Source organism: Gracilimonas sp., assembly GCF_035704785.1.
In the GTDB taxonomy this organism is placed as follows: domain Bacteria; phylum Bacteroidota; class Rhodothermia; order Balneolales; family Balneolaceae; genus Gracilimonas.
This window is the reverse complement of sequence record NZ_DASSWP010000167.1, coordinates 1-18648: the sequence shown is the minus strand read 5'-3', so window position 1 is coordinate 18648 and position 18648 is coordinate 1. Positions and strand designations below refer to the sequence as shown.

13 protein-coding genes are annotated in these 18648 nt (G+C 41.0%); 6 read left to right on the top strand and 7 right to left on the bottom strand.

Going from position 1 to position 18648, the window contains the following annotated elements:
- Positions 1 to 1042 (bottom strand): alanine dehydrogenase (ald, locus tag VFM80_RS09955; RefSeq protein WP_395071675.1); only part of this gene is annotated, 1042 nt, incomplete at its 3' end.
- A 190-nt stretch (positions 1043 to 1232) separates the two neighbouring features.
- Here ald and VFM80_RS09950 point away from each other — a divergent pair.
- Positions 1233 to 3695: a zinc-dependent metalloprotease gene (locus VFM80_RS09950; RefSeq protein WP_395071674.1), complete on the top strand. Its 2463-nt coding sequence runs from the start codon at positions 1233 to 1235 to the stop codon at positions 3693 to 3695.
- A gap of 49 nt (positions 3696 to 3744) precedes the next feature.
- On the opposite strand, the gene VFM80_RS09945 is transcribed toward VFM80_RS09950, so the two are convergent.
- A complete protein-coding gene (locus VFM80_RS09945) occupies positions 3745 to 4008 on the bottom strand; it encodes a hypothetical protein (protein WP_395071673.1) in 264 nt (87 codons plus the stop codon).
- A 173-nt stretch (positions 4009 to 4181) separates the two neighbouring features.
- Between VFM80_RS09945 and VFM80_RS09940 the strand changes: the two genes are divergently transcribed.
- The 3 genes from VFM80_RS09940 to VFM80_RS09930 are packed head-to-tail and all read left to right on the top strand — an operon-like array spanning position 4182 to position 12301.
- Positions 4182 to 6278 carry a sensor histidine kinase gene (locus VFM80_RS09940; protein ID WP_395071672.1) on the top strand — a complete coding sequence of 699 codons (2097 nt, stop codon included), beginning with the start codon at positions 4182 to 4184 and terminating at the stop codon, positions 6276 to 6278.
- Positions 6279 to 6288: 10 nt separating this feature from the next.
- The gene (locus VFM80_RS09935) at positions 6289 to 8058 is read left to right on the top strand and encodes a FecR domain-containing protein (RefSeq protein WP_395071671.1); all 1770 of its coding nucleotides are present in this window, start codon (positions 6289 to 6291) and stop codon (positions 8056 to 8058) included.
- 4 nt (positions 8059 to 8062) lie between these two features.
- A complete protein-coding gene (locus tag VFM80_RS09930; protein WP_395071670.1) occupies positions 8063 to 12301 on the top strand; it encodes a PKD domain-containing protein in 4239 nt (1412 codons plus the stop codon).
- A 186-nt stretch (positions 12302 to 12487) separates the two neighbouring features.
- On the opposite strand, the gene VFM80_RS09925 is transcribed toward VFM80_RS09930, so the two are convergent.
- From VFM80_RS09925 to VFM80_RS09915, 3 genes are all read right to left on the bottom strand, one after another.
- Positions 12488 to 12880, bottom strand: a complete 393-nt coding sequence (locus tag VFM80_RS09925) for a type II toxin-antitoxin system death-on-curing family toxin (RefSeq protein ID WP_395071669.1) — start codon at positions 12878 to 12880, stop codon at positions 12488 to 12490.
- Positions 12880 to 13086: a MazE family transcriptional regulator gene (locus VFM80_RS09920; RefSeq protein ID WP_395071668.1), complete on the bottom strand. Its 207-nt coding sequence runs from the start codon at positions 13084 to 13086 to the stop codon at positions 12880 to 12882. The genes VFM80_RS09925 and VFM80_RS09920 overlap by 1 nt, the downstream gene beginning before the upstream one ends.
- A gap of 122 nt (positions 13087 to 13208) precedes the next feature.
- On the bottom strand, positions 13209 to 14765 hold the full coding sequence (locus VFM80_RS09915) for an NAD(P)/FAD-dependent oxidoreductase (protein WP_395071667.1): 1557 nt from the start codon (positions 14763 to 14765) through the stop codon (positions 13209 to 13211).
- 260 nt (positions 14766 to 15025) lie between these two features.
- Between VFM80_RS09915 and VFM80_RS09910 the strand changes: the two genes are divergently transcribed.
- On the top strand, positions 15026 to 15445 hold the full coding sequence (locus tag VFM80_RS09910) for a DoxX family protein (RefSeq protein WP_395071666.1): 420 nt from the start codon (positions 15026 to 15028) through the stop codon (positions 15443 to 15445).
- A 105-nt stretch (positions 15446 to 15550) separates the two neighbouring features.
- Positions 15551 to 16573, top strand: coding sequence for a TIGR00341 family protein (locus tag VFM80_RS09905; RefSeq protein ID WP_395071665.1), 1023 nt, complete (start codon positions 15551 to 15553; stop codon positions 16571 to 16573).
- A 133-nt stretch (positions 16574 to 16706) separates the two neighbouring features.
- Here the strand turns inward: VFM80_RS09905 and VFM80_RS09900 are convergent, their stop codons facing one another.
- Both VFM80_RS09900 and VFM80_RS09895 read right to left on the bottom strand, forming a co-directional pair.
- Positions 16707 to 17138, bottom strand: coding sequence for a hypothetical protein (locus tag VFM80_RS09900; RefSeq protein ID WP_395071664.1), 432 nt, complete (start codon positions 17136 to 17138; stop codon positions 16707 to 16709).
- 458 nt (positions 17139 to 17596) lie between these two features.
- Positions 17597 to 18648: ABC transporter permease (locus tag VFM80_RS09895; protein WP_395071663.1), on the bottom strand; the 1052-nt coding region annotated here is incomplete at its 5' end.

Below are 18648 nucleotides of genomic sequence, written 5' to 3'. Positions count from 1 at the left end.
CATTGGCAATATTCAAGCCTTTCAGTAACTCAGAGTCATCTTTAAGAGCTTGTTTCCATCCTTTATTTGCAAGAGCAACGGCATATGGCAGCGTCACATTTGTGAGCCCTAAAGTAGAAGTATAAGGAACAGCGCCGGGCATATTAGCTACACAATAGTGTACGATACCGTCAACATTATAAACCGGATCTTTGTGAGTTGTCGGCTTCGAGGTTTCAAAGCAACCGCCCTGATCAATCGCAACATCCACTAAAACAGTACCCGGCTTCATTTCTTTAAGCATATCTCGGGTGATCAAGTGAGGAGCTTTTGCTCCCGGCTTAAGTACTGCACCGATGATCATATCTACATCAGGTAACATTCTTCGGATATTTGCTTCGGAAGAGAACATCGTAGTAACATTTTTCTCCATTACGTCATCAAGATAACGCAAGCGAGGCATGTTAATATCCATAATGGTGGTCTTTGCACCCATTCCGGCTGCTATCTTGGCGGCATTCACTCCAACAATTCCACCACCCAATACCAATACATTTGCCGGAGGAACTCCCGGAATTCCACCCATCAATACACCTCGTCCGCCCTTAGGCTTCTCAAGGTAAACAGCTCCTTCCTGAGCAGCCATGCGTCCTGCTACCTCACTCATTGGGATCAACAGAGGTAAAGAACGATCGGCTTTTTCAACCGTTTCATAGGCAATTGCAATACATTTTGAATCAACTACTGCTTTGGTAAGAGCCTCTTCAGCTGCAAAGTGGAAGTAGGTAAAAATAACCTGACCTTCTCTCATGCGTGGATATTCTTCGGCAATAGGCTCCTTCACCTTCATGATCATTTCAGCCTTTTTCCAGACTTCTTCTACATCATCAACAATAGTAGCACCGGCATCAATATATTGCTGATTACTGAAACCACTACCGACTCCTGCATTATTTTCAATTAAAACTTCATGTCCGTTACGCTTTAGCTGAACCACGCCTCCGGGCTGAATAGCTACCCTGTTTTCGTGGGTTTTGATCTCTTTAGGAACTCCAATAATCATGATATAAACTTTTAGTTAGGCTGTTGTTTTGGGGACGCAAAGGTAGGTAATTTTCAGGAAAATTGAATAATGAATATTTGTTAATGCTCCGATATTTCAATTATGTTATTAGATGTTAAAGGATGAATTCTTTCAGCTAATTACCCTACATTTTAAGGATTCATTTTTCGGAACCAATTAAATCTTCATTATGACTAAATACTTCTCTCAAGTACTTTGTGCTTCACTTATCTCTCTTTTAATTGTTGCAGGCTGTACTTCTACCAAAGAAGCTTCTACTAATCAAAGAACACCAGCACGTCAAGCGGCATCTTCTGATGGGATAAAAGCCTATTCGAGTGTAATAACTGACAAAGCAAAAACAGATACCGGCCTTTTTGATGTGCACTGGGTTGATGATAAGCTTTATTATGAAATTCCTGATTCATTATTGAACCGTGAGATGCTGTTGGTTAGCCGTCTTGCTCAAGTGCCTACCGATTTCTATGGGTTCTTTTCAGCCGGATCAAAAACAGCAGAACAGGTCATTACCTTTGAGCGACAAAACGACAAGATCCTTATTCGAAAGCAATCCTATAATGCGGTTGCTGCAGATACTTTGCCGGTCTTTAAATCTGTAAAGGCCAATAATTTCGCGCCGATCATTGCGGCTTTTCCAATTGAGGCCATAAGTGAAGATTCTACCTCGATGGTTATTGAAATGACTGATTTCTTTACTTCCGATACCGAGGCCATCAGTGGTGCCATTGGCTTTTTAAGACAGCAATACCAGGTTCGCAGGTTGGATGGTGATCGCAGTTATATAGAATCTGCAAAAAGTTTTCCGCAAAATCTCGAAGTACGCCATGTACTTACCTATAATGCCGGAAACCCTCCCTCCGACGAACACACTGCAACGCTTTCCATAATGATGAACCAATCAATGGTTCTTCTACCCAAAGAACCTATGCGCCCCCGCTACGAAGATTACCGGGTTGGCTGGTTCACTGTAAACCAAATTGATTATGGTTCTGATGCTCAGAAAGCCGAGGAGAAAAGCTATATCCGAAGATGGAGACTAGAACCAAAAGATCCCGAAGCATATGCACGCGGCGAGCTGGTAGAGCCGGTTAAACCTATTGTCTATTATCTTGACCCTGCAACACCAACTAAGTACGTACCTTATATCAAACAAGGGGTAGAAGATTGGAATGAGGCTTTTGAGGAAGCCGGTTTCAAAAATGCCGTGATCGCTAAAGAAGCTCCGTCACCGGAAGAAGATCCGGACTGGAGTGCTGAGGACATTCGATATTCCACCGTCCGATGGGTTGCAAGTACGATCCGTAATGCCGTTGGGCCAAGCGTTAGTGATCCGCGAACCGGCGAGATCATTGAAAGCGATATCGTTTGGTATCATAACCACATGCGCTCCTACCGCAACCGGTTAATGATCGAAACCGGAGCTGCAAATCCTGCTGCCAGAAAACTTCACCTGGATGATGATCTGATCGGTGAAACCATGCGCCGGGTTATTTCCCATGAGATCGGTCATGCCATCGGCCTTCCCCACAACATGCAATCAAGCTCGGCATATCCGGTAGATTCTCTGCGATCAGGCACGTTCACTCAGAAATACGGTATTGCTACCACTATTATGGAGTATGCCCGCCAAAATTACGTTGCTCAACCCGGTGACGAAAATATTCGTTTTATTAGAAAAATTGGTCCTTATGATAAGTATGCCGTGAATTGGGGATATCGTGTGATCCCGGAAGCTGAAACACCGGAAGAAGAAAACGCCATTCTCGATCAGTGGATTGAAGAAAAAGCGGACGACCCATTTTATCGTTTCGCTTCCTCTACCGGCTGGGATCCCTCTTCACAAACCGAGGATTTATCTAATGATCCTGTTCAGGCCAGTACATATGGTTTGATGAATCTAAAACGGGTCGTTCCAAACCTTATTGAATGGACTTCTACCCCTGGTGAAGGGTATGATGATCTGGAGGAAATTTACGGGGAATTAGTCTTTCAATGGGCCCGTTATGCCGGTCATGTTTCTACTAACATTGGCGGCGTTTATCAGGAAAGAAAGAGTTCCGATCAGGATGGAGTTCTATACACCCCTGTTCCTGAAGATTACCAGAAAAAAGCTCTTGGATTCCTAAATGAGCATGTATTCACTACACCAGACTGGTTACTCGATAAAGATATTCTCAGAAGAATAGAACATGCTGGAGCACTTGAACGAGTTAAGGAATTGCAGTCTCGCTTATTAAATGACGTTATGGCTGCTGATGTGATAATGCGCCTCAACGAAGCCTATATCTTTGATGGCGATGATGCTTATGCTCCGCTTGAAATGCTGGAAGACCTGCGCCTTGGTGTGTGGAGTGAAATTTATGACATGACGAGCATCGACCCCTATCGCAGAAATTTGCAGCGCATTTATCTTGATAACATAGAAGATCTGTTCACTACTGACGAAACCGGGAATTTCAGCGGCAGTGTGGATATCAAAAACTCTGACATCAGAGCATTTCTACGGGTTGAATTAGATGAGCTTCAAAATGATCTGGAGCAGGTGCAATCCAGGATATCAGATAACATTACTCGTGCGCATATCGAAGATGCGTTGATCAGGATTAATAATATTTTAGATACTGAAAATTAGAGGAAGCCGTATTATTTCTTTAAAGTCTCCCTTAATCAGGAGGCTTTTTTTATTTCAGCTTTGCAGCTTTTAATATACCTTTTTGGGTGATCTTGATATGTCCGTAAAGGAATGGGCCCCCGATCGAAACAATTTCGATCAACTCCCTTCCTTCAAGATATTCCAGCAAGTTTTTCAACTCGGTCCTATCCAGATCAAGTTGATCAACCAGATCCTCAACAGATACGCTGGTATCCGGATTATTGTCACTCAAAGCCCCAAGCAATGCAAGTAGTTGTTTTGCCCTGTTATTAAAATCTCCGCCAATCAGCATAAAAATTACTAATGAATATTTAACAGAGAATCACCATTTCAACTAAACAAAAGGTTATCTAAATGTTAAGCTATCATTAATAAAAATTATCTTGGATCACTTTACTACTCCGTCATTTTTGAAGGAATGTTTGTATAGCTTAAATGAACTTAAAGTATTAATATTAGGTGATTATGCTTAATAAGTTCACTTTAAGGAAGAGGATCTTTTTATTCTCTTCAATACTTATTTCATTGGCTTTTACCTTGATATGGCTCTTTGTACGTCCTCAATATAAAGAAGCCATTATCAATGAAAGGACTACCATCGTCTCCCAGCTTCAGGAGTACTCACTTCAGCGGTCTGATCAAACCATCAGAAACTGGCTGAATTCTACAAACTACATGGTCACAGAAATTGAGAACAATGCTGCACAAACCCAGGATATAGTTACCAGAACTCTCAACCTTACCCCCGGGTTAATGAGAATTACAATTTCGCAGGAAGGGTCTCCCGAAACAGTCGACATCCGTCGATCGATCTATGATGAAGTAGATTTTAGCGTTATTCAGTATAATTGGTATCCGTCTAATCTTGACCCAACTATCAGAATTAGCCTCAGCCCTGATTCACTGAATCAAAACTCTTTTTTTATCGCTCAAAAAGCCATTCGGATTGGCGGAAGCGTATTCTTTCTGGAGATGTATTTTGATGCCAGCCCCATTGTAAATGAACTGATAAACATTCCGCTTGGAGGCACTTATGAAGCCAATATTTTTACTGATAACGGATCAAATATTCTGCCTTCAAAAGAAGTAGAACTTCCTTCAACTATATTTAATGAGGCAAGCTTTTCCAACCAATCTACCGTTGAAATAAATGGTGATGAATGGTTCTTGTTGAATTCAAGGTTTCAAACGATCCCGCTTTGGCATGTGGTTGCTGTGGAAGATTCCTTTATACTAAAACCTGTTTACGACCTCATTGTATTTTCGATGATCGCCGGAGGTTTAATTTTATTGATACTATTTACCTTTAGCTGGTACGTTAGCAGACGTGTAAATAAACCTGTAGAGCAGATCATCAGCGATGTGGAACACATGAGCACATTAAATTTTGAGCATCCTATAAAACCGGTCGCTCTGCCCGAATTTAACCTCATGCAGAATACCCTGGAAACCATCAGGCTTACCTTAGAAAGATATCAAAAAATAAACGTTGAGAAGATCATACTGGAGGAATGGAAGAACAGGTATATGATGACTTATTCAGAAGATCTGATCGGTATTCTGGACTCCTCAAGAAATTTCAGTTTTATAAATAATAACTTTGAGCAGTTTCTTGAAAGCCTGGATATAAAACCTGATGAAGCTCACCTTGATGACATCTTTTCTCATTCCAAAATTACGGTAGCTAAATTTGAACAAAGGATACATAACCCGGATCCATACACTGTAAAGATAAATAACTCTGAGATCTCACATTATCTCAACGAAAACAAGAACGATTATTATGATTTCCAGTATGTTTCCATCATCAATAAGGAGGGTGAGGAAGAAGCAGCATTGATCATTCTTCACGATAAGACTGAAGACCGGCTCAACGACATTAAACGGAATGATATGATCAATATCATCGCCCATGAGCTAAAAAATCCTATTACAAGTATTATGGGATTATCCGAGGTTCTTAATGATTCAACCTATCAGATGAATGAGGCCGAGAAGAATAATTTGGTCAACGAAATTCTTTTATCAGGTCAACGAATGAAAACCCTGGTCAATCGGTTTCTTGACATCCAGCGCATTGAATCAGGCAGGATAAATATTGAGTTTGAGCAGGTTGATCTCACGGTAGTTACTGAAGAAGTTCGTAGTATTACACGTCCGTTACTCAAGGAAAAGAACTTAAAGACCAAACTTGTAAGAGAAGGTCGCAATTTTCAAATCAATGGCAGTTCAGAACTGATATTCGATGCGATACAAAACCTTCTCAGCAATGCCATTAAGTATGGAGGCCCTGATAGAACTATAGAGATAAAGTTAAGTCACAAACCGGATCATCACAGCATCAGTATTACGGACTATGGGTATGGAATAAGTCTTGAGGAACAAAAGAAAATATTTGATAAATTCTATCGTGTTAAATCTAACAAAAAAGCCATTCGCGAAACCGGTACCGGACTTGGCTTATCATATGTAAGAGAGATAATTAATTTACATAATGGGGAAATAGAGCTTGAATCAAATGATGAAATAGGTTCACGCTTTACCCTGGTTTTTCCAAAATAAAGGGTGCGAAATGAAACTGAAATTATGGATCAGCTTTTTAGTTATAGTATGGGGTTGTTCAACCTATGCTACTGCTCAAGACAGCCCTCTTGTATTCCAGGCTGAAAAATTACAGGAAATTGCTCAACAATATACCGGCAGTACTATTAACTGGCCATTGGTGGTCAATTTAGCTTCGCATAACACAGAGCAAAACACGTTTACCATCACCCCTTCCCAATTGCAGGAATTACAAAACTTCTCCCAGGTTTCTGCCGAAGTTTTAAAACAAAAAGACCGTGTAAGTGAACTGATATCATCAGGAGCAACTATTTTTGCTTCCGATGAATACCAGGAAGTTCAAAGTTTGATAACGGAGTACAACAAGGCAGTAAATGACGGGGTCATTGAAGATGCTTTTGATTATGGAAACCGGCTCAAAGCTTCTGTGGATAGTATGGAGACTGCCCTATTTGAGAATAGAGTAATTGACGTTCAAGCTCAGCTAACGGAGAAAACCGGGCAGGTTGATCGCCGGGAAGGGCTTTTAGGTTCATGGATAGATGCTATGAAAGGCGACCTATTTGAACAATCTGACGGAATCAGGACTTTTGCAGAAAGTTATGCCGAGCTTTCTTTTTTGGACGGAAGTAATATTCAGGTGGAACCTAATACCATCGCGGTTATCCGAAAGTCCCGCATCGACAGGCTGAATGATGCCGGTGACACAGAGATCACCCTTGAGGATGGTGGCTTATTGGCAAAACTTTCGGCTGCAGGGAAAAACCGTAGCACATATACATTGAATGCAGGATCATCATCTTCAGAACTTAGAACCCAGAATTTTTATGCTGAAACCGACGATTCGGACTTGGTTAAACTCACAAATTATGACGGTGAAGTAATTGTAAATTCCAATAATGTCTCAATTACCATAAGAGAAAATGAAGGTACTATTGTGGAAAGTGGAAAAGCTCCGATGCAACCCGTTAAACTATTACCCTCCCCTTCACTTACCTGGGCTACAATTGATACCGTTGTAAATAATGAAACGATCATTTTTGCATTTAATGAAATAGAAGGAGCACAAAACTATAGGATCCAATACGACCAGTCCCCAAATTTTACCGAAGATGTGGTTGAAGTACAAACTACAGAAACCTCCCTTGTAATGGATGATCTCCCAATGGGCATGACCTACGTCAGGGTTCAGGCCATAGATGCACTTGGACTGCGAGGTCCTTTTTCAAAAACTGCTAGAATAATTCGCACTGTTGATAATACACCACCACCTGTATTTGTAGATAATTTGCATAACGACCTGCTCTTTACCAGTGATGGATCCCTGCAAATAACAGGAGCCACAGAATCTGAAGCTCGCTTAGTTGTTGCAGGAGAAAATGTGCAGGTCCAGCCTACAGGACGTTTTTCCTATACCGTATCTGGTGTCCAGACTATTAAAGATATCACGATCACTGCTGCTGACCCCTCCGGCAATAAAACAACAAAAAATATACAGTTGGTACGTTTAACAGAAGAAAAACTGTATAACTTCAGGCTTCGGAGTGCTCTTAATAGTACCTTGTCTGCTATAAGATCAGGTTCCACTACATTTTCCGGTAATTTATATCCCGGTATTGAGGTGACGATAACCAACGAAACCTTAACCGAGCGTGTGAGAACCGATTTCAATGGAAATTGGGGAGTTACCCTGGATCTGGTTCCCGGAGAGCTGAAAATTGAATTCAGAAACGCAAACACCGGGATCTTATATTCTTCTAAAACTTATACTGTCGAATAGCGAAATGAAAAAACGGTTTTTAAAAGTATTTTTCTCTCTTACTGTAATGTCCTTCTGGATTTTACCGGGCAATGCCCAAGAGCTATATCTGACAATATCCGGAACGCAATCAAATTTCAATAGCGGTGATTCACGCAGCCAATATGATATATGGATAAAGCCGGGAAATAATGCTTCTAATGCCAAGGTGCAAATCTTTGACGCAGGCCTTGGGGGCAGAGCTGACTATAGAACAATAAATGGCACCTCTAATACTACCACTACATACAGGCTTTATTCTTTTGAGGACCTTTACTCTGTTTCCTCAAATAACCCGGTTAAAAAAGATGTTTCAGCCACTCCGGTTCAATCTTTAACTGCACAAAGTGAAGACCGGTTTATAAATAAATGGGTCGATCTGGGAGAAATATCTGATCAGGGAAATGGATATATACTCCGTGTCACTACTGATAATGGAGATGATGTAAACAATTATAAGCTCAGGATCACTGACCCGTCAGGGACAGAACTGGATGCTTCTACATGGCAGATTTTAACTTTTGACCTATCAGTAGGATTATACGGTCTGCCTGCTGATCAGGCATTACAAATAAAACCCTATCAACCTGAAGGTGCTGTTCAAAGATTTACCATTTCCGGGGTAGAAAACAAAAATGCAGAACTCCTGGATCGGTTCGGAAATACATATCCGGTAAACGAGGCGCAAATTCCCCAAACAATTTCGGATTCTGAAAATGAATGGGTACTTACCATAAACGGGTCAGAAGAAACCGTCAATAACTTTACGGTACATGGGAATAATACCCCGGTGCTATGGCATTTCGAATCTGAATTCACTCCTTTTCAAAAACCCGACCTTACGGTTACTCAAAATCCAACTATACAGTGTACGGAAAAACCTTTTGAACTGAGCAGTCAAAACCTAAGTGATCAAAGTTTACGATCGGCTATATGGCAAGTGAATGGAAGAACATTAGGCACGGGAATATCTCCAACTTTATCATTCACCTCACGTGGAAATGTCACTTTAAATGTCCGTGTCCCTAATAATTTATTTTCATTTCCTGACTTTTGGAGCGTAAAGCAAGATTTATTTATAAATGAACCCCCAATAGCCCGGTTAGAAACCGCAAAGACAATCATTGCCCCCAATGAGATCTTAACACTTTCTGCTGCAAATTCTTACGATCTAACGGGGCGAAAATTAAATTATTTCTGGTTTGTAGATGGTCAGCTTCAGGGAACCGATCCTGCTTTTAATTTTTCAGCATCACGTGAAGGTAATCACGTGATTTCGGTAAGAGTAAATAACGGCGGCGATATCCCAAACTGCAGTAACAGTCAGCGTCAGATCAGAATACAGGTAGACAGTGATGCTGTAGGCCAGGCAGTGCCGGAAAACAATGTTATAGCACGCCGAATTGAAGCACCGCAAGTAACTTCACAAGCATCGGTTAATTTTAGTTATACTTCAAGCGGTAATGTTGCCTCTGATACAAGCAGCAGTTACATCTGGAGTTTTGGAGACGGAACTACAGCAACCGGGCAGAACGTCACTCATACATACCCGGAAAGCGGTACTTACCAGGTTGAATTGATCATTAATGACAACAAGCAAAGAAATAACAGTATTCAAACCAGGGAGCATACTATAGTCGTCAATAAGTTTCCGGAAGCATATTTTGAGCTCCCTGAAATTATTGCTGCAAAAGACAGCTTCAGAGTTGACGGAAGCTCAAGTTACGATGAAGATGGAGCCATTGTAAGTTATGAATGGTTTATTAACGGGCAACCCGTTGCCACAGGTCCCAGACCTTTAATTAGTGTAGATTCACCCGGTGAGAATACCATTTCTTTAAAAGTACAGGATAATTCCGGTAATGAAATTGCTCAGGCCATGATGAGCCGGAACGTATGGGCAAATTATGCACCGGTTCTTAAATGGAAGGTCTCTCCTGATGTCATAGGCCCCGGTGATGAGATCATCTTTAACGCCGAAGAGTCATATGATCCCGATGGAACTATTGAAGAGATGTACTGGACCTTTGAAGATGGAACTGTAATTGAAGGGGAACAGGCTAAAATCAGCTTTGAAGAAAGTGGCATCCATTATTTTACGCTTACAGCTGTTGATAATGAAGGGGTTTCGAACTCTGAAATTAGTGTTGAAGGAACCGTGAATGTAAATCACACACCCTATATCGTAACAGAATCGGTGATACGTTCAAATTCCCTGGATATCCATCTGGATGCTTCCAACACCTACGATGCAGATGATGATCCTCTTAATTTTGAATGGACTCTGCCTGACGGCTCGAAGAGAACTGAAACAAGTTTTAGCTGGAAGGCCCCTGAGTTCGGAGTACATATTTTCGGATTAAGTGTTAATGATGGGCAGGGCTTGCCAAATAGTGAAGCCAAAAAAACAATACGCGTTTTGATCAACAGGCCGGTTCAAGCCGTTGTTGATTCCCTGATACTTTCTTGTTCCGGACAAACCATATTATTCAATAGCTCACAAAGTTATGATCCCGATGGCGACCCTTTTAATGTAGAGTGGGATTTTGGAAATGGCGAAACTTCAAATCGACCCAACCCCTCCTATGTATATGACCGGCCCGGTATTTTTGATGCTAAAGTTACTATGAGCGACGGCGTATCAGAAAAACCAACCGTCACTAAGATCCCCGTCGTTATTGGAGGCTCTCCGGTCGCAAAAATGAATCTGGCTAATACCGATTCCACGATCTGTGTAGGTACCGCCATAGAGTTTGACGGCTCCGAAAGCCTCGACCCCTCCGGTGCTCTCCCCTCTTTGTTGTGGGACTTTGGTGATGGCACCATAGAAACCGGGCCAAAAATTCGTCACGTATTTACAGAGCCCGGTGTATTTCCTGTATCACTTACCGTTGAAGGCTCAGGCTCTATCAATTGTGGAAATATGAATCAGGTCAGGGGTATAGTCAGAGTCATTGAGGGGCCTAAAGCCAGATATGAAACTCCTGAATGGATACCTCCGGGGCAAGAAGTTATCCTTGATGGATCAGCTTCAACAGCTGAAGATGATTTCTCTTTCGTTGAATGGGAAATTCAAGAACAATCACAAACCGTTACCAAACAGGGACTCAGGACAAGTCACTTTTTTACGGAACCGGGAGAATACCTTGTCACACTGAATTTAAAGACAAATACTACAGCTGCGTGTAATACAGCAAGTTTAACAAAAGCCATAAAAGTAAATGCTCCGCCTGTCATAAACTGGGAACTCCCAGAACAGGTAGCAGCAGGCAGTGATCTGATACTGGATGCTATGGGATCGTTAGACCCTGATGGTTACATAGAAAAATATAGCTGGTATTATGATGGTGAACTGATCAGTAATAATTCAGGTGAGATAATAAAGGCTATAGAGCCCGGACTGCATACCGTAACGCTGGAAGTGGTAGACAATTCACCGACCTCCAATAACACAGTCAGAAAGGAAAAAACATTTTTTGCTAATAATGCACCAAAACCAAGAATTTCCACCTCTGCTGTAAGATATGTTGGAGAAGAGATCTTCTTGAGAGCAAGTCCGGATCAGGACGAAGATGGAGATCCTGTAACCGATCAATGGGTCATAAACGGAAACCCAATTGAAGGTTCATCATTTATCCCTAAAAAAGCAGAAAAATATCGCATCGCCTTATTACAAGATGATGGACGGGGGGCTCCAAATTCAGTTGATTCAGCGGTAGTGGAGGTCACTCCAAAAGACATACCAAAAATAGATCCTGAATATCCAAGATCTATCACACAAAATAATGTTATTACACTCAGTGAATTGGATATTCCTTCAGATTGGAGGTTTTCTGTAGATGGCAATTTCACCGACAGATGGGTAGCAAATTCGGTTGGAGCTGACAGCCTGAATCTATATTGGTTCCTTAACGAAGAAGCCATTTGGTATAGAAAATTTCCAATCACTGTAAAAGAAGAACTCAGGGCTTTACAGGATCAACAAACTATTCAACTCGATTGGAATCCCATTAATCCGCAAACCATATTGGACGCACCTCAAGTCAACAGAAATACCTCTGAAGTGAAATATACATGGTTTCAGAATGGAGAGATGATCGGATTTGGAGCTCAGCAGGAAGTCCCTCTTAAAAAAGGTGAAAATAGGTTTACCGTATTGATCGAAGATCTGAGGGTAGCTCATTCAGAACCCATTGAAACTGAGATTGTTATTATCACTGAATAAAATCATAAACATGATTTTATTTCCTGACAGGAAAAAGTACAAAGGCTTTAGAAGTTTCTGATCGGGTTGAGGTGACTTTGAAACCGATTAGCCTACCCCTGCAAATTGATACTCATCATTCTTAAGTTGGCGAGTCAGCTTGATTTCTTTACCGTACTGATTATTTTTTAGGAGGGAGTAGTAACCTCACATTTTCTTAGATCTCTTCTTTAAATGATTTGCGACTTCATCTTTTGAAATTTCATGCGTCAAAAAATTTAATACTAAATCAGCAAGTTCATGTTCGTATGATTCTAGTATTTCAAATCCGTTGAGATATAAGAATGTAAGGCAAGATGCTAATGCTGTACGCTTATTTCCATCAACAAAAGGATGTCTAATTGCCAAACAAATAATATAACTGGCTGCCATTTCAAACAGATCATTCAGATACTCACCATCAAAACTCGCTTTAGGAACCTCAGCGCAAGCTTCTACGTCTTCTTTATTTCGAATATTTGGCTCACCACCGGCTTTTATTATCTCTTGCTCGTGGATATATAATATTTCTTCTAAAGTTAGAAAGACTGGGTTTGACATTAGTCACCTAATTTATCCAATGAAGGTCTGTGTTTCTTACTTACCTCCTCATAAGCTGACTTCGCTCCGGCTTTTCTGATTAACAGTCCTTCATTTTGTGGAATAATTTCCACCTTGTCATCCTCTTTAACTTTAAGAAGTTTTAGCAACGCTTTTTCGAGTAATATCCCGTGGCTATTTCCGATTTTTTGAAGTTTTTTGATCATAATAATATCATTTTATGTTCTTACAATGTTATTAATTAAATAATAACTAAAATATTATTGACTTGATAGGGTTATAAATCTGAATACAAAAAAATGGTTGGTTAATTAACATTAAGTAGATACTAGTTAGCTTCTGCGTTGATCTGCATCGCACATTTCATCCCATCCATAGCTGCAGATACAATACCGCCGGCATAGCCAGCTCCTTCCCCACATGGATATAATCCTTTTATCTGAATATGCTGCAATGTTTCAGGATCTCGGGGAATTTTAACGGGACTTGATGTTCGTGACTCAGGCGCATGAACAACGGCATCGTTAGTAAGATAACCCCGCATGCTTCTATCAAACTGAAGAAACCCTTCTTTCAGTGTTTTATGAATGAAATCAGGAAGTACTGAACCCAGCTCCACAGAAGTAATGCCGGGTGCATAAGAAGTATTAGGCAGATCTTTGGAAACATCCCCTTTAATAAAATCCCTTAATCGCTGGGCAGGGGCAGTTTGAGTTTTCCCTCCTTCCTTCCACGCCTTTTGCTCAATAGAGCGCTGAAATTCCATAGCGGCAAGTGGACCATATTTTTCAAAAGGCTTAAAATCTTTTGGAGTTAGTTCTACAACAATTCCTGAATTGGCCGTAGAACGTGCGCGCCTTGAAGAAGACCATCCATTGGTCACGATCTCACCGGGAGCAGTTGCACAAGGCGCTATCACCCCGCCGGGACACATACAAAACGAATACACCCCTCGATCTCCCACTTGCTTAACGATACTGTAAGCAGCCGGCGGTAAATATTCTCCGCGCGTCTCACAATTGTACTGAATGGAATCGATAAGGGATTGCGGATGCTCAACCCGAACCCCGATGGCCAGTGGTTTTAATTCGATCTCGATGCCTTTTCGATATAGCATCTCGAATATATCCCGGGCTGAATGGCCCGTTGCAAGTATGACGTGGTCAGCTTTAAGCGTTGTCCCATCTTTAATGATTACTCCCTTTATGGATGAAGAATCTGTGATCAGATCAGTCACCCGCGTGTTGAAATGGATCTCACCTCCATTTTGCAAAATACACTCACGAATGTTAGCGATGATGCCCGGCAGTTTATTGGTTCCTATATGTGGATGAGATTCCACCAGTATATTCTTAACGGCTCCAAATCCCACCAACAGCTCCAGTACTTTACGAACATCCCCCCTTTTCTTTGATCGGGTGTAAAGCTTTCCATCCGAATAGGTTCCGGCTCCGCCTTCGCCGAAGCAATAATTGGAATCCTCGTTTACGATGTGATCTACGTTGATACCTTTTAGATCTGCAATTCGGTCTTTGGCATTTTTTCCGCGTTCTATGACGATGGGCTTCAATCCTTTTTCCATAAGCTCCAGGGCCGCAAACAGTCCAGCCGGACCGGCTCCGATGATGATCACTTCTTCGGCATTGCTCATGTTGGGATAATCCGGGAGGGTAATTTCTTCCGGCTCAAATTCTTCACCAATGTACAGGCGAACTTTTAGGTTTACATAAGCCTGCCGGGCACGGGCATCAATTGAACGGCGCTGGATTTCGATGTAACGAAGATCATCAGGAGCCAATCCTTCTTTATCAATAATGTATTCCTCAAGTAAATGAGACTCTCCTGCCACTTCGGGCAGAACCCGGATCTGTAGTTCTTTTTGCATAAACCAAAAATACGGAATTGCATGGTTTTAACTAATTCGATCCACGGACTTAAGTTCTTTTTACTCATGTAATCCACAGCCATTCTATGTATCTGTCAGTGCGCCTCGTCCCCAGCCTCCGGTTAGGGAATGTCTGCCCGGACCTCCGGTCCAAGTGAGCCTGTTCCTGATGGCGAAAACCTCACAGTCACATTAATTTGTGAAATGATCTCGATTAAAGTAGATTAGTTTAACCTTAAACAAAACCAATCGGAGGTTTTATGAAGAATCGTGACCTGGCTCTCTTGTTATTGCGAATCGGTGTAGGTTTAATTTTTGTGATAGCTGGATGGGGTAAACTGACCGGAATTGAAGGTGTACAGCAGTTTTTCGGAAATATGGGCATCCCTTTAGCTTCCATTATGGCCTGGGTAGTGGCCCTTGTGGAATTTGTAGGCGGACTGATGGTCTTGGTCGGCTATAAAGTTCAAATTCCGGGATATCTGCTTTCTTTCATTATGCTGGTAGCAATGTTCATTATTCTTGGGGGTGAAGACAGCGGTTTTAATTCGATCCGCCTTGAGTTGATGCTCCTGCTTACCAGTCTTGCCATAGCGTTCCTGAATACCGGAGCATACTCAGTTGAGGCTATGCTGGAAAAATCCCCTTCCTCAGATACAAATACTTTGGATATGTCCTAATATTCTTTTGGTCATACCCCTTTTAAATCAACCCCTGTTGTTTTTTCAATAGCACGGTATTATATGTTATTATTATTAGCGTAAATAATATAATTTTACATACAAATGGCATTACGGCTTATAAAAATATTACCCCCGGAGGGATTTGAGGATCTCGAAAGTCTCATTGATGAGGATGATATCATTGATTCCTGGATCGAGAGATCTGAAGGAAGTCAAACAGTCATCAATCTCTTGGCTGAAGTAGAGTACACAGAAAAAATTCTTGGGGACCTTGAAGCAAAATTTTCAGGAAAAGAGGATTACAGAATAGTTCTCCTTCCCATATCTGCTACCCTTCCAACACAAACACAAAAAGATGAAGAAAAGAACGAAGAGGAAGATAAAGACAAAACTACAGATGAGGAAAAAGAAGATGTGCGGGTTCAACGAATTTCAAGGGAAGAACTATATGAAGAGATAAAAAATAATGTTGATTTCTCCTGGGTTTATCTGGTATTAATTGCTCTTTCTTGCGTGGTGGCAGCAAATGGTTTAATTCGAAATAGTGCCGCTATGGTGATAGGTGCCATGGTGATTGCCCCTATTTTGGGGCCTAATGTAGGGTTGGCTCTCGCAACTACTCTTGGAGATAAAACGCTGCTTAAAAGATCTCTTAAATCAATTTTTTATGGTTTTTCACTGGGTTTAAGCCTTTCTATTATAATGGGTCTCATCATTGATATTGATCCGGAGGTCTTCCAAATTAGTTCACGAACCCATGTAAGTTATGCGGATATTGCGTTAGGGCTTTCAGCCGGGGTGGCGGGATGCTTGTCGTTTACCAGGGGAATTTCCGCCGCTGTGATCGGAGTAATGGTAGCTGTTGCATTACTCCCACCCATGGTTGCTACCGGATTGCTTTTGGGAAGCGGCATGTTTGAACTTGCGTATGGTGCTGGATTATTAACGCTTACCTATATAATCTGTATAAACCTTGCAGGAATACTTACATTTTTACTTCAGGGAATAAAACCCCATAGTTTTACTGAGCAAAGAGAAGGAGAAGAATTAAGCCGTTGGGCTATTTTTATCTGGGTCAGTCTTTTAGTTCTACTTTCTGTTATCATCTATTTTGAGTTTTTGTGATAACGGCCCAGCGGATAACGGGGAGAAATTATGGATTATTAAAAGGCTAAGAATATAACACAAGCAACTCCGGGAACCTACGGTTTAGCCTGTCCGACTACCGGCGGAGCCGCTCCCCTGGTTAATGCGCCTTTCAGGAATCAAACTTATCTTTCACATTTTTAAAATATGGTGCTTCACGCAGGCTTTCGAAAGTTCTTATGACCGAGTAAAGTGATGTTAAAAATCCCCAGACAAAGATGAAAATAAACCAATGTACCACTTCCGTTGTACGTACTATTGCTTTATTATATTCCTGTAAATAATCGAGTAATTGTTCATTTGATTGTATCTCATTGATAGTTTCAGGAAACCCAAACGTTCTAAGTGAGGGAGTTAAAGGAAGCATAAACCATAAAACTATGGATAGAAAACCTATTGAGAAAATATTTATTTTTAACAATGAAATTGCTTTTCCTAATTCATCTTGTTTTTTCCCCTCCCAAAACTTGAATCCGATAATAAAAATTAAAACTAATATTATTGCAGACCCAAATATTGAATAGAAATCAGAATCTAAAAACATAAGTATTGATTAAAATATTATTTTTTTATACCTAACGGCTTGGCCTTATAAGAAAGTAATATAGTAAAACTCAGAAATTTTTAAGCAAGTAAATTCTAAAAGGGCAAATAGCGACCAACTCCGAATTGAAATGCTGGTTATAGGGTGCTCTGTGGGTAGGTTTAGAAACTATCTTAACTTTTGTGTTTCTGCAGTGGTGCGCTTCCGATGCCGAGTCCTCTCCCAAGAAATCAAACCTAGAACGAAGATAAAAAACTTATAGCTTACACCTCACCGCATCATTGCAGAAACATTTTGTTAGCAACATGTGCCCTTCTTGTCGCAACTTATGTCGGTTGTTACCTTGTCGTCATGGTGTCGCGGAATAGAATTGATTGTCGCACCATCTTCATAGCCTGCCTGGGGTTGTCTGGCTTGGTCACGTTTACCGCAGAAACGAGCACCAAGGAAACCCTTTTTTACTCTGCTTTTAAAGCTTTTACAGGTTCAATTTGCCCCGATCGAATGGTTTGGGAGAGGACAATCAGTAGTCCGAGTATAGCAACCAAACTAAAACCTATACTTATATTTATAAAACTCAAATTAACCAGATTGCTACCCAGATCCTGTCTAATTAAATCACCGGCAAAAAAGCCGGCCGGAACACCAATAAGTCCGGCAATTAGCATAAGAATGCCAAAATTTCTTGTAACTGTCCACACCAATTTTATTTTGCTTGCTCCCAACACCTTTCTTATACCCAGTTCTTTAGTGCGTGTTTCTACGGAGTAACTTGCTACGCCTAAAATGCCCAAACCGGCAATTATAAAAACAAGGAACGCCATGCCTCCAAAAAAACCGATTCTGTCTCCACTGCTTGCTCCTGAATAACGGTGTTCTTTTAAATTATAAAGATTTGCTGTTTTTTCAGGAAAATTCTTATTCCATAAGGTTTGAATGGCTTTGGTCGCTGCCAATTCTGTATTCGGCTTTGTTTTTATGATAAGGGTGGATATTTCATTTGGCAAATACCGATACATTAGAGGGCGTTGTTCGTCAATAACTTCATTGGGCATGATGCCAATAACTTGTACATAGGCAGAGTCCAATAATAAGTCTTGTCCCACTAAAGTCTCTGATCCAGATTCCAATAATTTTGCAGCAGCTTCATTCACCAACACATATTGCTCAATATTCTGGGGCATATTTTCAGGAAAATTTTGTCCGGATTTTAAGCTAATACCCTCTGTTTCAATTGTTTTTGGGTCAATACTTACGTAATTCATTTCCAGAATTTTATCATTTAATGTTACAGAAGATTTGCCCAGTTTCATGGGTTCATGATACCAGTTAGTTGCCAAAGTTGTTTCTACCTGGCTTAACTGGTTTATGTCGTTTTGCAGGTTTTCATATTTTTCACCTTTCAAATCAAGTGTCAGGACGTTGGCTGACACAGTTGATTCAATGATGGCACTGCTTTTTATTTCATAATCCGCCAGCATTACAACCTGAATCATAAGGATGATCAGAA

Excerpts from the sequence above, each read along its gene's own strand:
- VFM80_RS09950 (WP_395071674.1), top strand. The coding sequence starts at position 1,233 with ATGACTAAATACTTCTCTCAAGTACTTTGTGCTTCACTTATCTCTCTT.
- VFM80_RS09945 (WP_395071673.1), bottom strand. The coding sequence starts at position 4,008 with ATGCTGATTGGCGGAGATTTTAATAACAGGGCAAAACAACTACTTGCA.
- VFM80_RS09940 (WP_395071672.1), top strand. The coding sequence starts at position 4,182 with ATGCTTAATAAGTTCACTTTAAGGAAGAGGATCTTTTTATTCTCTTCA.
- VFM80_RS09935 (WP_395071671.1), top strand. The coding sequence starts at position 6,289 with ATGAAACTGAAATTATGGATCAGCTTTTTAGTTATAGTATGGGGTTGT.
- VFM80_RS09930 (WP_395071670.1), top strand. The coding sequence starts at position 8,063 with ATGAAAAAACGGTTTTTAAAAGTATTTTTCTCTCTTACTGTAATGTCC.
- VFM80_RS09925 (WP_395071669.1), bottom strand. The coding sequence starts at position 12,880 with ATGTCAAACCCAGTCTTTCTAACTTTAGAAGAAATATTATATATCCAC.
- VFM80_RS09920 (WP_395071668.1), bottom strand. The coding sequence starts at position 13,086 with ATGATCAAAAAACTTCAAAAAATCGGAAATAGCCACGGGATATTACTC.
- VFM80_RS09915 (WP_395071667.1), bottom strand. The coding sequence starts at position 14,765 with ATGCAAAAAGAACTACAGATCCGGGTTCTGCCCGAAGTGGCAGGAGAG.
- VFM80_RS09910 (WP_395071666.1), top strand. The coding sequence starts at position 15,026 with ATGAAGAATCGTGACCTGGCTCTCTTGTTATTGCGAATCGGTGTAGGT.
- VFM80_RS09905 (WP_395071665.1), top strand. The coding sequence starts at position 15,551 with ATGGCATTACGGCTTATAAAAATATTACCCCCGGAGGGATTTGAGGAT.
- VFM80_RS09900 (WP_395071664.1), bottom strand. The coding sequence starts at position 17,138 with ATGTTTTTAGATTCTGATTTCTATTCAATATTTGGGTCTGCAATAATA.